General features: G+C 67.9%; 9 protein-coding genes, 2 tRNA genes and 1 pseudogene. 6 read left to right on the plus strand and 6 right to left on the minus strand.

Features of this window, described 5'->3' with window-relative positions:
* The first annotated feature begins 25 nt into the window (after window positions 1-25).
* Together OHA21_RS38785 and OHA21_RS38795 are read left to right on the plus strand one after the other, a co-directional pair.
* Window positions 26-1,555 carry a two-component system sensor histidine kinase NtrB gene (locus OHA21_RS38785; protein WP_442874958.1) on the plus strand — a complete coding sequence of 510 codons (1,530 nt, stop codon included), beginning with the start codon at window positions 26-28 and terminating at the stop codon, window positions 1,553-1,555.
* A pseudogene (locus tag OHA21_RS38795) lies at window positions 1,441-2,049 on the plus strand (response regulator); the annotation flags it as partial. The gene OHA21_RS38785 and the pseudogene OHA21_RS38795, both read left to right, overlap by 115 nt.
* Window positions 2,050-2,611: 562 nt before the next feature.
* On the opposite strand, the gene OHA21_RS38800 reads toward OHA21_RS38795, so the two are convergent.
* Together OHA21_RS38800 and OHA21_RS38805 are read right to left on the minus strand one after the other, a co-directional pair.
* A tRNA-Arg gene (locus OHA21_RS38800) sits at window positions 2,612-2,684 on the minus strand.
* Between the two features lie 39 nt (window positions 2,685-2,723).
* Window positions 2,724-2,814: transfer RNA gene (locus OHA21_RS38805), tRNA-Ser, on the minus strand.
* 1,421 nt (window positions 2,815-4,235) lie between these two features.
* Here OHA21_RS38805 and OHA21_RS38810 point away from each other — a divergent pair.
* On the plus strand, window positions 4,236-4,811 hold the full coding sequence (locus OHA21_RS38810) for a hypothetical protein (RefSeq protein WP_328463750.1): 576 nt from the start codon (window positions 4,236-4,238) through the stop codon (window positions 4,809-4,811).
* On the opposite strand, the gene OHA21_RS38815 is transcribed toward OHA21_RS38810, so the two are convergent.
* Window positions 4,766-5,542 carry a CPBP family intramembrane glutamic endopeptidase gene (locus tag OHA21_RS38815; protein WP_328463752.1) on the minus strand — a complete coding sequence of 259 codons (777 nt, stop codon included), beginning with the start codon at window positions 5,540-5,542 and terminating at the stop codon, window positions 4,766-4,768. The two genes, OHA21_RS38810 and OHA21_RS38815, sit on opposite strands and share 46 nt — an antisense overlap.
* A 97-nt stretch (window positions 5,543-5,639) precedes the next feature.
* Between OHA21_RS38815 and OHA21_RS38820 the strand changes: the two genes are divergently transcribed.
* Window positions 5,640-6,749 (plus strand): globin domain-containing protein, encoded by a 1,110-nt coding sequence (locus OHA21_RS38820; RefSeq protein ID WP_328463754.1) that lies wholly within the window; start codon window positions 5,640-5,642, stop codon window positions 6,747-6,749.
* A gap of 3 nt (window positions 6,750-6,752) precedes the next feature.
* On the opposite strand, the gene OHA21_RS38825 is transcribed toward OHA21_RS38820, so the two are convergent.
* On the minus strand, window positions 6,753-8,282 hold the full coding sequence (locus OHA21_RS38825) for a peptide deformylase (RefSeq protein WP_328463756.1): 1,530 nt from the start codon (window positions 8,280-8,282) through the stop codon (window positions 6,753-6,755).
* Between the two features lie 364 nt (window positions 8,283-8,646).
* Here OHA21_RS38825 and OHA21_RS38830 point away from each other — a divergent pair, with 364 nt between their 5' ends.
* The gene (locus tag OHA21_RS38830; RefSeq protein ID WP_328478811.1) at window positions 8,647-9,369 is read left to right on the plus strand and encodes a hypothetical protein; all 723 of its coding nucleotides are present in this window, start codon (window positions 8,647-8,649) and stop codon (window positions 9,367-9,369) included.
* A 90-nt stretch (window positions 9,370-9,459) separates the two neighbouring features.
* Here the strand turns inward: OHA21_RS38830 and OHA21_RS38835 are convergent, their stop codons facing one another.
* Complete coding sequence (locus OHA21_RS38835; protein WP_328463758.1) at window positions 9,460-10,557, minus strand: calcium-binding protein; 1,098 nt, start codon at window positions 10,555-10,557, stop codon at window positions 9,460-9,462.
* Between the two features lie 60 nt (window positions 10,558-10,617).
* The gene (locus OHA21_RS38840; protein WP_442875200.1) at window positions 10,618-12,513 is read right to left on the minus strand and encodes a hypothetical protein; all 1,896 of its coding nucleotides are present in this window, start codon (window positions 12,511-12,513) and stop codon (window positions 10,618-10,620) included.
* A gap of 374 nt (window positions 12,514-12,887) precedes the next feature.
* Between OHA21_RS38840 and OHA21_RS38850 the strand changes: the two genes are divergently transcribed.
* On the plus strand, window positions 12,888-13,601 hold the full coding sequence (locus OHA21_RS38850; protein WP_328463764.1) for a class I SAM-dependent methyltransferase: 714 nt from the start codon (window positions 12,888-12,890) through the stop codon (window positions 13,599-13,601).
* Window positions 13,602-13,628 lie beyond the last annotated feature (27 nt).

Raw genomic sequence — 13,628 nt, forward strand, 5'->3', positions numbered from 1 at the left:
CCGGTTCGCAGCCGAAGTACCAACCATGCCGGACCAGATGTTCCTGCTGGCGAATCTCGTGATCACGGTCGCGTACGCGTCGATCACGAGGGCGATTCTGGTGCCGGTCTACCGGGCCGGGCAGCTGCGGACCAACAAGCTGGCTGTGGCCACGTCGATGATCTTCTTCAGCTGTGCGGTCGGGCACGCCCTGCACGCGATCATGGCATATCAAACGATCATCCGCGGCCCGTCGGCACACCACATGGCCGGCGAGGCGGCCGGTTGGTCATGGACCTCGGCGCTGTGGGACGCCGGTACCGCCGCCATCGGGATCTACTACTGGACGTTGCGCCGCGGGTACGGAGTGCTGCTCGGCCCCGGCGGCATCTACATCGACCCATGGGGCCAGCACCGCCTGGACGAGGCGGCCACCCGGGAGCGTGCCGCCCGCGATCTGGCGGAAGCTCAACGCGCGACGCTGGCGACCGTAGTCGAGCACAGCGACGACGCGATCGTGGGGCTGACCCCGGAAGGGCTGGTCACCGCCTGGAACCGTGGTGCGGAGAAGCTGTTCGGCTACACGGCAGAGGAGATGCTGGGCAGGCCCGCCTCCATGTTGGCCGATGCTGATGGTGCTGAGCACCAGCGTGACGTGCTGGCCAGCATTCGTGACGGTGCCGGCGGCCGCTCGTATGAGGCCCGGCGGCTACGCAAGGACGGCACCCCGATCGACCTGGCGCTGACCATCACCCCGATCGCGGACCAGACCGGCGCTGTGATCGGGATCTCGGCCATCGCCCGCGACATCACCGCCGCCAAGGAAGCCGCCGAATACCAGCGCGCCGTCGAACAACGCAGCAACCAGGCACAACGCATGGAGAGCCTGGGCAAGCTGGCCGGCGGGGTCGCGCACGACTTCAACAACATCCTGGCGATCATCGGCAACTACACCGACTTCGCGATCGAGGAAACCGGCGACCGGCCACAGGTCCAAGCCGATTTGAAACAAGCCCGTACCGCGGTGGAGCGAGCCAGCAACCTGACCAGGCAGCTGCTCACCTTCACCCGCGGTGATGCCATCCAGCCGCAGGACATCGACCTAAATGCCTCGATCGCCGAGGTGCACGCCATGCTGCAGCGCACCATCGGCGAGCACATCACCCTGATGGCCATGCCCGCCAAGCAGCCGCTGGTCGTGCACGCCGATCCCGGGCAGATCCAGCAGATCCTGCTGAACCTGGCCATCAACGCCCGCGACGCGATGCCCGAGGGCGGCACGATCGTGCTGGAAGCCAACGTCGCCGCCCTCGATGGCGACGAGCTGAACATGCAGCCGCCGCTGCCCGCCGGCACCTACGCCCGGCTGCTGGTCAGCGACACCGGCCACGGCATGTCGCCCGACACCGCCGCCCGGATCTTCGCGAACCGTTCTACACCACCAAACCCCAAGGCAAAGGCACCGGACTCGGCCTGGCCACCGTCTACGGCATCGTCACCGAAGCCGACGGCAGTATCAACGTCTACTCCGAACTCGACATCGGCACCACCTTCCGCATCTACCTGCCACTCGTGACCGCCCCCACCACCATCGACACGGTCACCAGCCGGCAGGCGCCGCCGCCCGGCGACGGACGCACCGTGCTGGTCGTGGAAGACGAACCCGCCCTCGCGCGCGTCGTGGCCCGCATCGTCGGCACCAGCGGATATCACGTCCTCGTCGCCGGTAATGGCCCCGAGGCGCTGAAGCTGTACGACCAGCACCGCTGCGACATCCTGCTCACTGACGTGATCATGCCGGAAATGTCCGGCCCCCGGCTCGCCGATGCCCTCCACGAACTCGATCCGGACCTGCCCGTGGTGTACATGTCCGGCTACAGCAACGGCTTGCTCGGAAAAACCCACGTCCTCGACGAGGACATCACCTTCCTCGAAAAGCCGTTCACCGCCTGCGATCTGTTGCACAAACTCGCCTCGACCAAGCGCGCAAGCGGCGCCGGTGGGAGTCCACGACATAGCCAGCCGGCCGACATCACCACGGCGTCGGGAAGCGACCGGTCACCGACGTAAAATCAACAATCCCGGCCCCGCAGACGCCAGCACACCTGCCGCAGGGTCGGTTCGTCCTCCACCAGCAGCACCGTCTGCCCGTGCCCGCGCTAATCCCGCGCCGGACGACCGAGTCCAGCCGGCTGTCGGTGACCGGCAGCATGATGTTGACGGTAGTGCCCATGCCTTCCTCGGCGGAGATGCCCAACGTGCCGCCGGCACCGACCACACAATGTCGCCACCGGGCACCGGGGCGTGCACCCCTACCCCGGGATGCGCGGAGAAAGCCCTCAATCCCGCCCGTCGGCCTTCGTACCAGACACCGGCTTACCCGACCCCGTGCGGGACCGACATTCACCCCTACGATGTCACGTACAGTAACCGCAAGGGTATCCGCATCCCGCCGCGATTCGCGTGCTTAAGTTCCTGCTCAGCAGCGGGATCCACTGTGGACTAGACGCGTTAGCGACACGCGATCACCATCCGATCACCACGCTCCCATTAGATGGGATTTTCAGGGCCAGAAATGGGAAACGAAAAGGCCGTGACCCTTGTTTCCGCAGGTCACGGCCTTGATCTTTTGTGCGCCCGAAGGGACTCGAACCCCTAACCTTCTGATCCGTAGTCAGATGCTCTATCCATTGAGCTACGGGCGCTCTCTCAGTGCTCAGCCAGCATACACACCGGCTTTCGCGCGGAGACTCCGGGATTCGAACCCGGGAGGGGCTTTAAAACCCCAACCGCATTAGCAGTGCGGCGCCATAGACCAGACTAGGCGAAGTCTCCCCCGGCAGCCCTGAGGCTACCGAGGCTTGAGAATACCGGACCCCTCGGAGGCCGCACAAAGAGGCCACCACATGCCACGCCGGAGATCTTCTCGACCGGGCGCCAACAGGCGAAACGTGGCTTCAACGGCTAGGCTTCGTTCGATGGAGGAGAACACTCGCCGGGATGCCCCGCGCGCACGCGATCCTCGGGCCGCGTTCAGTGCGCCCGAGGAGTCTGCCTCCGCCGACGAGTCTGATGCGCGGCCGGTCCGCCGCGCTGCGCCGCCGGCGGTGACCTTCCAACCCCCGCGTCCCGGCCTGAGTGCCGAAGGTCACTCTTCAAGCCCCCCTTCCGGTACGCGTGACGCCTCCCCAAACCCATCTACCCCGTCCCCGCTCGCTCCGGAAAGGCGCAAGCCCGCCCGAAAGCCGGCTGCCCGCCCCGCCCGGTCATCCACGACGCCCCCGGCCGGCAACGGAATCCCGGAGCAGCCACGCACGGGCGCCGTCCCCGCAAAGCCGGACCAGCCGCGCGCAGGCACCGCTCCCACTAAGCCGGACCAGCCACGCGCAGGTGCCGCCCCCGCAAAGCCGGACCAGCCACGCACGGGCGCCGCCCCCGCAAAGCCGGACCAGCCACGCACGGGCGCCGCCCCCGCAAAGCCGGACCAGCCACGCACGGGCGCCGCCCCCGCAAAGCCGGACCAGCCACGCACGGGCGCCGCCCCCGCAAAGCCGGACCAGCCACGCACGGGCGCCGCCCCCGCAAAGCCGGACCAGCCACGCGCGGGTGCTGTCCCCGCTAAGCAGCAGGCGACAGCCTTCCCGGAGCCGGAGCAGCAGACGGCCGCGACCACAACGCCGCCGACCTCGGCCCCGGCCAAGAAGGCCGCTCCGCGCCCGGCCCGGAAGACCGCCCCCGCGAAGCCGGCCCCGCTCAAGAAGGCCGCACCAGCCAAGAACGCTGTGCCCTCCAAGAACGCCGCACCAGCAAAGAAGGCGTCCCCGGCCAAGAACATCACCCCGGCCTCAAGCCAAACGGGCCCGGCCGAGGTAGCCGAAGCCGTGGACATGTCACCGCCTCCCCCTGCCAAGGCCACACGCCCGAGCAAAGTCAGCCGCCCCGCAGTCTCGGCTGCCGAAGAAACGCCGGCCGCTACGAAGGGCTTGGCTGAAGCGCCACTCGCTGCAGGAGGGCCCGCCGCAGCACCCGCCGCGAAGAAGGCTGCCGAAGCACCATCCACCGCAGACAAGCCTGCCGAAGCACCACTCGCTGCAGAAAAGCCGGCCGAGGCCCCGCCCGTCGCAGAAAAGCCTGCCGCAGCACCCGCAGCGAAGGAGCCGGCCGCAGCGCCGCGCATCGCAGGGGAGAAGGCGGCTAGGCCGACCGCAGCTCAGCAGCCGCCGTTCGGTGGCGAGCTCGACCAGCAGGCCGCCCAGGTGGTTAGGCCGACCGCCACGGCGCCCCGGGCGCAGTCGGCCCACGCCCTCGCCCTGGATCTCTGGCCGGCCCTCCTGGCCGACCCCACCCACGCCCCGCAAACCCTGGCCACCGCCGCGGTCGAGACCATCGGCCCGCGCGCTCAAGCCTGGGCCGACAGCATCCGCGCCGCCTATCCGCAGGCCACCCCGGAAAGCCTGGCACGCCTGGCGACCAGGCGTTTCGCCCGCTCGGCAGCGCTGCGGGCCGGCCTGGGCGCGGTCGCCGGCCCGTACGCCCCGGTTGCTCTGCTCACTGCAGCCGCGATCACGCATGCGGAGCTGGTTCTGCACCTGGCTGCGGCGTACGGCAAGAATGCCACCGACCCGCAGCGTGCCGACGACCTGGTGCGGCTGTTCCCCAAGGGCTGGCTGGCCGCCTGGGCGGCCGTGCGGATCGCGGACCGTGCGTGGCCCGGCCTGAGCCTGGCCACCGCCGTGCTGGGCAGCCGTAACGCGATCGAGGATGCGGCTGTGCGGGCCCGGCGTCTCTATTCCGAGGTCAGCCAGCCGAGCCAGGAGTCGGGCAGCAGCTGATAGCCGACGAAGGCGGTGATGTCGAGGAGGCTGTGCGCCACGATCAGCGGCATCACCCGCTTCGTCTTCAGGAAGAAGAGCGCGAAGATCACGCCCATGATCGCGTTGCCGACGAAGGCGCCGAAGCCCTGGTAGAGGTGGTAGGAGCCGCGGAGGACCGCTGAGCAGACGATGATCCAGAACGTGGTCATGCCGGATTGGCGGAGGCGGGTCATCAGGTAGCCGACGACTACGACTTCCTCAAGGATGGAGTTTTCCAGCGCGGCGAGGACCAGCACCGGTACGGCCCACCAGTACGGCTGGAGCCCGGACGGGACGATCTGCGCGTTGAGTCCGAGCTGGAGGGCCGTGTAGACGAGCAGCAGCCCGGGGATTCCGATGAGCGCGGCCAGTCCGACACCCCAGCCCAGGTCGTGGACCGGCCGCCGGAAGTCGATGCCGAGGTCGCGGCCGGGCCGGATGTTGTCGCGCTGGAGCAGGTAGATCACCAGGACGACCGGGATCAGCGCGAAGAAGATGCCGAGCACCTGGTATGTCAGGTCCAGGTAGGGCCGCGGCGACACGGTCGGGTTGAGTGTGGCGGTCTGCTGGGCCAGCGGTTTGTCGGCGGTGAGTTTCGCGGTGAGCGAGACGATCGCGTAGATGGCGGACTGTCCGAGGGACAGCAGCAGCACGATGACGATCTCCGGAAGATACGTCCGACGGGTGGCCTGCTGTTCTTCGAGCGTCACGCGCCAACTCTAGAGGTGACGGCGACACGCCGAGCAGGGTGACGAGTCGCACTTTCGGTACGTCGTGTTCCCGACTGTGCTGACCAATCTGAATGGCATGGGAGACCTCGCACGCATGCTCAAGGAGAGCTGGAGCCTCGTCGAGGAGCATCAGGACAAGGTGGCCGGCTATTTCTACGCCCGCATGTTCCTGTCGCACCCGGATCTGCGAGATCTGTTCCCGGTGCAGATGGACCTGCAGCGCGCCCGGCTGCTGGGGGCGATCGTGACCGCCGTGCAGACGTTGGAGGACCCCGAGAGGTTCGACGACTACCTGCGCGCGCTGGGCCGGGATCACCGCAAGTTCCACGTGGAACCAGAGCACTACGAGGTCGTGGGTGGGGCGTTGATCGAGGCGATGCGAACCGTCGCCGGTGAGCAGTGGGGTGTCGAGTACGACCAGGCGTGGGCCGACGCGTACGCGGTGATCGCCTCGAAGATGCTGGCCGGTGCGGACGCCGACCCGAATCCGCCCTACTGGTACGGCGAGGTCGTCGCCCACGAGCGCCGCGCCCGGGACATAGCGGTCTTCACCGTGCTCCCCCTGCAGCAGCTGGACTTCCGGGCCGGCCAGTACCTGAGTCTCGAGGCCCCGCGCTACCAGCCCCGGCTCTGGCGTACCTATTCACCGGCGAACGCCCCGCGCCGCGACAACACGCTCGAGTTCCACGTGCGCGCGGTCGGCGCCGGCTGGGTCTCCAGCGCCCTGGTCCGCCGGCTCCAGGTCGGCGACATGGTCAAGCTGGCCGCCCCGATGGGGTCGATGACGCTGGACCGAAGATCGACCCGGGACGCCGTGTTCGTGGCCGGCGGCACCGGACTGGCCCCGATCAAATCCCTGCTGGAGGAGCTGACCCGGTACAACCGGACCCGCTGGGTGCACGTCTTCTTCGGCGCGCGGACCCGTGACGACCTGTACGACCTGGCCGACCTGAACCGGCTCGCCGCCCGCTACCCGTGGCTGTCGGTGGTGACCGCGTGCAGCGACGATCCCACGTTCTCCGGCGAGAAGGGCAACATCTCGGACGTCGTGGCCCGGTACGGCCCGTGGCAGGAGCACGACTTCTTCGTCTCCGGCTCCGGCAAGATGGTCAAGGGGACGCTGAAGACCCTGGCCGAGCTCCAGGTGCCTTCGGTCCGGGTGAAGTACGACAGCTTTACCGACTGAGTCTCAGTAATCCCAGGGCCGCCCGGTCTGCTGGTACTGCGCGACCGGGACCAGCTTCGACTCCGCATCCATCCGGTCCACGTACAACCGGCCTTCCAGATGGTCGATCTCGTGGCTGATCAGCCGGGCCAGCGCCCGCTCGAACGTGGTGATCACCCGGGTCCCGTCGAACCGGGCGTGCTCCACGTCGATCCGCAGCGGCCGGGCCACCAGTCCCCGGTAGTCGAAGAACGACAGGCAGCCTTCGTACTGCTCGTCGCATTCGGCCGACTCCCCGACGACGCGTGGGTTGAGCAGGACCACCGGCTCGATGTCGAACTCCGGCGGGCGTACCACGGCGGCCGCGACCGGCACCCCGATCTGGGTGGCGGCCAGGCCCACGCCCTTGCTGAACTCGTGCAGGTCCTGCAGCCGGCCGAGCGAGGTCAGCAGGCGGGTGACGGTGTCCCGGGCGGCGGGCGCTTCCCGGGGCAGCTGGAAGTGGCGGGCCCGCTGCCGGAGCAGGTCGGACCCGCGCTGGATGATGCCGATGCCACGCATCCGGTGCGACGCCCGTGGCAGGGTCGGCTCCGGAGGCCCGGTCTCCTCGTAGACCGGCGCGTCGGCGCCGCGGTACCGCCATTCCAGCCGGTACCGCGCGTTGAGCAGGGGCGCGTCAGTTGACCACTCGAAAATGGCGCGACCTCCCTCGATGCGGCGTTCCAACGGGGTACGAACCGGCACCTCGGCGGCGAGGGACGCTTCCACACCCCAGACCTGTGGTTCGAAGCTCTGCGGGAAGACGAGTCGTACGGTCAGCGAGCGGGTGGGCAGCCGGACGGCCCGCTGGAACCACTGCCCCCACTTCTCTTCCCCGACCGTGTACGCGTACTCGATCGTGGTCCGCTCACCGGGATAGAGCGGGAACTGACCGCGCTCGTTGGCGAAGAGCAGCCAGATCTCCTTGGCGGCGTCCCGGTCGAGCTTGACCCGCCACTGCATCGGCTCGGCGGCGTCGCCCTCCCCGGCCCGGGCTTGAACGTCCATCTCCTCGAAGGTGAGCGGGTTCTCCCGGTGGTGGCGGTTGGAGCCGGCCGGATCGTGCGGATACCGGTCCACGGCGATCTTCACGAGGTAGCGGGTGACCGGCTCGACCCCGGCGTTGTAGAGGGCCCGGCTGACCCGGCAGCGATACGCCCCGTCGGTGTAGACCAGTTCGGCGATCTCGCGTTCCACGACGAGGCCGGTGCCGGGCGGCAGCCATTGCACCGGCACGGGTGGGTCCCGGTGCAGCGCCGATCCACGGGCGTGGCGCAGCTCGTCGTACTCCTGAAAACGCTGCCAGATCGCGCCGCCCGCACTCAGCACCGCCTCGGCCCGGCGGGCGAAGTCCTCGGTGGGTTTGTGACGCCGGCCCTCGACGTGGCTGACGTAGGACGGGTCGAATCCCATGCGCGCGGCAAGCTGCTTCTTGGTCATTCCGCGCTCGACCCGCCATTGCGCAAGCGCCGTTACGAACTGATCTGCGGCCCGTTCAATGGGCGAGGTGGTCATCACGGATGTCCCCTTCGCGACGGCACCATCAGTGTCGCTGGCGCCAAGTGTCCGTAAGGGGCTAGTAGCGCGTTGCCGACAAATGCCTTGACGAACTCGCGAAGGCAGTAACGTTACGTAAAGTAATTCTTGCCGAGGGTATTCGCCCGAAAGATCCTGGCCACTGGTGTGGTTAGGCTACCCTTAACCGGGTACGATGGGTCGTCTTGGATCCTTCCGTAATACCTGGCGAGGAGAATGCGGTGACTCAGCGACGAGTGTCGCCGCGGGCCGGCGGACGCCCGTGACGATCACGTTGGAACTCACGCGTTCCCGCCTCGTCGCCGAACACCCGCTGGCTCCGGTCAACGCGACGTTGCGGGCCATGTTCGGCACCAGCACCGAGATTCCCGGCCTGGCTCCCGACCTGGTCGCGCGTGACCTCGCCGGCTGGACACCGGCCGCCCGGCTCGCCGACGTGCACCTCGACACCCTGCTCGACACGGCTCGCCACCGGTGGAACGCGCAGCCGCACGCCGCCGCCGCGCTCGCCTGGAAGGCGTACACCTACTGGCTCGCCCTGCCGGCCGTTCTCGGCTGGGCCTCCGCGCGCCGGGTTCCGCTGCTCACCGCCACCGACGCGGTGATCCATTTCGACGATCCCCGGCCGCTGCTCACCCTCGGCATGCGTCCCGACATCCCGATCGCGGTCCTGCCCACCGACCCGATCGCGCTCAGCGGGCTGCCCCAGGTCAAGGTCGTCGCCGACGAGGAAGCGCTGCTGGCCGAGTTCCGCCGCTCGCTCTACGACGAACACCTCGGGCCGCTGCTCGACGCCATTCACGGCCGGGTCCGGCTGGGCAAGCGCACGCTTCTCGGTTCGCTCGCCTCCGGCATCGCGTACGGCGTGCTCCGCTCCGCGGACGCCCTGCCCGGTTCGTCCGCCGCGAGCATCGACCGCCTGCTGGGCACGCTCGGTGTGGCCGATCTGATCGAGCTGGTGCCGGGTCCCAACGGCCAGCTCGACGTGCAGAGAAAGACCTGCTGCCTGGCATTCACCCTGCCGCAGCCCAAGGTCTGCCCGGGTTGCTGCATCAAAACCGATTAGACGTACGGGTGACGAGAAGTCCCCGCTCAGTCCGGCCCGGCTGCGTCGTGGTCCGGCTGGACCACGACACCGCCGGGCTGAAGCAGATGGTCAGGCCCGCTCGCAGCCGACCTTGGTGTCGCCACCGTGGGCCTCGCAGAGATCACCCTCCGCGGTCCGGTTCGCGCCACCGTCGAGGCGGTCCTGACCCTTCGGCTCGCTCCAGTCGTAACCACTGACGTAATCGTCGCCGGTGCCGCCGTACAGCCTGTCCTGGCCGGCCTCGCCGTGCACCAGGTCGTCGCCGCCGTAGCCGTAGATGTGGTCGTTGCCGCCCCACCCGTACAGATAATCCGCCCTGGCCGTGCCGTAGATCCGGTCGTTGCCCTCGCCGCCCTGGATCTCCTCCACGTCGGTGGCGATGGTGTCCTTCTCGCCCTTGACGCCGTCGTCGCCCTTCACACCGTCCGCGTCGGCGGTGATCCCCTTGGTGTAGAGGATGTAGCTGATCGCGTCGCGATCGCCGGGCCCGCCGGAGAAGTAGTCGTTGTCCGTCCCGACCTTGAACTGGGACATCAGAACACTGTCGTTGCCGGCCCCGCCGTAGGTCTTGTCGTGACCCTCGTCCTCGGGGAAGTGGTCGTTCCCGTTGCCGCCGTAGACCACGTCGTTGCCGACCTCGCCCTGCACCCAGTCGTCCCCGTCACCACCGGAGAGCATGTCGTTGCCGTCGTGCCCGACCAGCTCGTCCTTGCCGCCCAGCCCGTAGATCTTGTCGGCGCCGCTGTCACCCCAGAGGGTGTCGGCGCGCGGACCGCCGGTGAGCTTGTCGTTGCCGGTGCCGCCGTCGGCCGTCATGCCGAGGTCGGTCTTGTTGACCACCGAGTCGTTCCGGTCGTAGGTGTAGACCCGCAGCCGGGTCGGCGCCTTCGACGTCTTGCACCGGACCTTGGTCTTGTCGCCCTTGACCGCCTTGCAGCCCTTGCCGGCCTTGACCGCGACCTTGTCGTCGATCGTGACTGTGTGGCCGGAGCGGGTGACGACGACCCTGTTCTGCTTGCCCTTGGCCGCCTTGTACTGCACCTTCGTCGTCGACACGACCGAGGCGACGCCGGCGGTGGCGGTGGCAGCTTCAGCCGGCGAGGCGAACGCGCCGACGGCCACGACCGTGGCGGCCAGAGCGAGGGCAAGGGGTGTTGAATACGGCATGCGATCTCCCGGATCAGCAGCGGTGAATATCACCGGCCGGAAGATCATAGAACGATACCGTTACGACGCGCCGCCCCTAGACGCGAGCACCGCTTCCGGGTCGTCGACGAGGTGCCGGACGTCCCACATCCAGACACCGCCGGTCCACGTCGGACGGAAGCCGAGCAGCTCGGACATCGTGCGCAGCATCTCGATGTCACGGGCCTGCGGCGTCAGGACCACCACACCGGCCTTCCAGAACCGCAGGTCGGCCAGCGTCATCTCGCGGCGGGCGTCGGTGACCTCGGGGATCGGGTTGCCCTGCCGGATCGAGGTGATCAGGCCGCTGGTCGGCCGCCACGGCGGGGAGAAGATCGCGGTACGGTCCGACGGGTTCTGCGGGTTCTGGTTGGGCAGCAGGGCGTACGCCCCGGCGATCCGCATGTCCTGCCCGGTGTAAGCCGTCCAGCGCAGCGGGTCCGGGTAGCTGCTGTCCGGCAGCGGCAGGGTGACCATGGTGTGGTCGTCGTCGACGTACTGCTTCCAGGCGCCCGACGTGACGAACTCCGGCACCGGGTCCATCGGCGTGGTCTGCAGCGGGGTCGGCGCCAGCGGTACGAGCGCCATCGCCACCGCCGTGATCATGGCGACCCGAACCGGGCCCCGCGCGTGCGGCTGGGACCGGACCAGGTCGACGGCGCGCTGAACACCGAGCGCGAGCACGATCCCGACCATCGGCGCGATCGCCATCGCCCAGCGGGTCGGCACGGCCGAGTCGAGCACCGGAATGCTGTGCATGATCGACCAGATGCCGGGGATGCCGGTGTTGATGCCGTTCAGGTAAATGCGCGGCCCGAGCGACATCGCCGCGAAGAACACCGCGATCGCGCCGATGGTGACCACCGCCGCGGTCCGCCGCATCCAGAGGATCAGCCCGAAGAACAGGATGATCAGACCCCAGCCGAAGAATGCGTTCTCCTCCGCCGGGTTCTGCGACAGGGCCGAGGCGACCGCGCTGTTGCCGGCCACCGAGCGGCTGGCGTACGCGGTGAACGAGGCCAGGTCGGCGCCGAAGTTCCGGACGAACTCGGCCAGACCCTGGTAGCTCTGCGGACCGAAGAACTGCACGCTGAGCGGGTAGGCGAGCACAGCCAGCGTCGCCGCCGCGGTGACTCCGAGACCCCGCAGGAACGGGACGACCTCACCGGGGTGCGCCTTGCGCCGCACGACTGCCATGACCACGCAGAAGATGCCGAGGCCGACGGCGGTCATGAACAGGATCTCGAGGTTGATGAACGCCTGCCAGACCAGCAGACCGGCCAGGATCAGCCCGTTGCGCATGGCTCGGCCCGAGACCCGCAGCTCCAGCGTGCGCCAGATGATCACCGGGACGAGGAACTGCGAGACGATGTTCGGGTGGCCGCCGGCGTGCGAGATCATGCTCGGCGCGAAGGTGCAGAACAGTGCGCCCACCCACGCGGCGAGCCGGGAAGCGACGAACCGGCGCGAGAGCACCAGATACCACGAAGTTCCGGTGAATGCCAATGCGCAGGTGAGAAATACGTTGAACGCCACATGCGGACCGAACAGAAGAGTGATCGGAGTCAGTGGCAACGAAACGGCCAACACCGAGGTGTTGGCCATCATGTTCACCCCGTCGGGGTAATTCATACGATCCGAGAAGAACGGATACGCGCCATCAGTGAGCACGCGTGCACCGTGCGCCAGCATCCACTCGAAGAAAGCTTGATCCTGCGGATCATCCCGCAGTTCATGATCAAGATTGAGCCACAACGGGGCTGTGACGAAGAACGCCACGGCTATGAAAGTCGCGATTGCCAGAACGTCGCGCCAGCTGAGGACCCGCCACTTCGGACGGTGCTGAACAGGCTGTATGGCCTGCTCTTCGACCGTTTCCTTGATCGGCGCGAGAACCGCCGGGGTGTCCGCCGTAACGGCACCGCTGATGGCGCGCAGCTCGGCGTCCAGGTTGTCGTCGGCGGTCACTTGGCGCGGCCGGAGAACGTTCTCGCCGGTCGACTGGCCTGTCGAGTCAAAACCCGTAATCGTCATAGCATCGGCGAGCCTAACCGAGGTTCGGAAGAAGCCGGCGATGAGCGCCCGAGGCGTGATAGAGCCGATATGTACGCGTGCTTTCCGCGTGTCCCACACCCGGTGTCCATCTGGTGGACTCAACACGCGTAACCCATCCGAGTACCCATCCCACCTATGTCTCAATCAGGCCAAAAAATCAGCGGCGACCCGCGCTCAACTTTCGGTTAGGCGCGTCAGATGGTTAACTTCTCCGGTCCCGCTGCAACTCAGATCGGCAAGATGAGGGAACCTCACCTATGGCAGACATCACTGGAGACCAGCGGATCCAGTCCGAAGTGCTCGAAGGCCTTGCCACGGCTGTGAACCACCGCAGGTGGTTCGTCGAGCTCGCGCTCCCATACCTTGGGGACAACCCCATCGAGATCGGCAGCGGCCTCGGTGACTACGCGATCGAGTGGGCCGAGCACCTCCCGCGTTTCACCGCGACCGAGGCGGACCCCGACCGGCTCGTCCTGCTCAAGGAGCGGATGGCCGAGCACACCAACATCGACGTGAAGCAGATGCTGCTGCCCTCGCCGGAGGCGAACGGGGAGTACAGCGCCGCCGTGTCGTACAACGTGCTCGAGCACATCGAGGACCACGTGGGCGCGCTGAGCAGCATGAAGGACCTGGTGCGCCCCGGCGGCCGGGTCATCATCATCGTGCCGGCGTTCATGTTCGCGATGAGCCAGGTCGACATCGCCACCGGGCACATCCGCCGCTACACCAAGAAGACGCTCTCCGCCGCGTTCATCGAGGCCGGCCTGGAGATCGAGAAGATCCACTACGCGAACGCGCTGGGTCTGATCGGCTACTACGGCGCCACGAGCATCTTCAAGCTCGCCCCGAAGGAGGGGCCGATGGTCAAGGTCTACGACAGCGTGGTGCTGCCGGTCACCAAGGCCGCCGAGCGGGTCGTGAAGCCGCCGTTCGGCCAGTCGGTCTTCTGCGTGGGCCGGGCGCCGCGCTGACGCGTACCCCGGATAATCAGTGAAGCC

Source organism: Actinoplanes sp. NBC_00393 (genome assembly GCF_036053395.1).
Classification (GTDB): Bacteria; Actinomycetota; Actinomycetes; order Mycobacteriales; family Micromonosporaceae; genus Actinoplanes.

What these genes read in the sequence shown, in the direction of transcription:
- OHA21_RS38785 (WP_442874958.1), top strand. Translation starts at nt 26, where the DNA reads ATGCCGGACCAGATGTTCCTGCTGGCGAATCTCGTGATCACGGTCGCG.
- OHA21_RS38835 (WP_328463758.1), bottom strand. Translation starts at nt 10,557, where the DNA reads ATGCCGTATTCAACACCCCTTGCCCTCGCTCTGGCCGCCACGGTCGTG.
- OHA21_RS38850 (WP_328463764.1), top strand. Translation starts at nt 12,888, where the DNA reads ATGGCAGACATCACTGGAGACCAGCGGATCCAGTCCGAAGTGCTCGAA.
- OHA21_RS38830 (WP_328478811.1), top strand. Translation starts at nt 8,647, where the DNA reads ATGTTCGGCACCAGCACCGAGATTCCCGGCCTGGCTCCCGACCTGGTC.
- OHA21_RS38825 (WP_328463756.1), bottom strand. Translation starts at nt 8,282, where the DNA reads ATGACCACCTCGCCCATTGAACGGGCCGCAGATCAGTTCGTAACGGCG.
- OHA21_RS38820 (WP_328463754.1), top strand. Translation starts at nt 5,640, where the DNA reads ATGGGAGACCTCGCACGCATGCTCAAGGAGAGCTGGAGCCTCGTCGAG.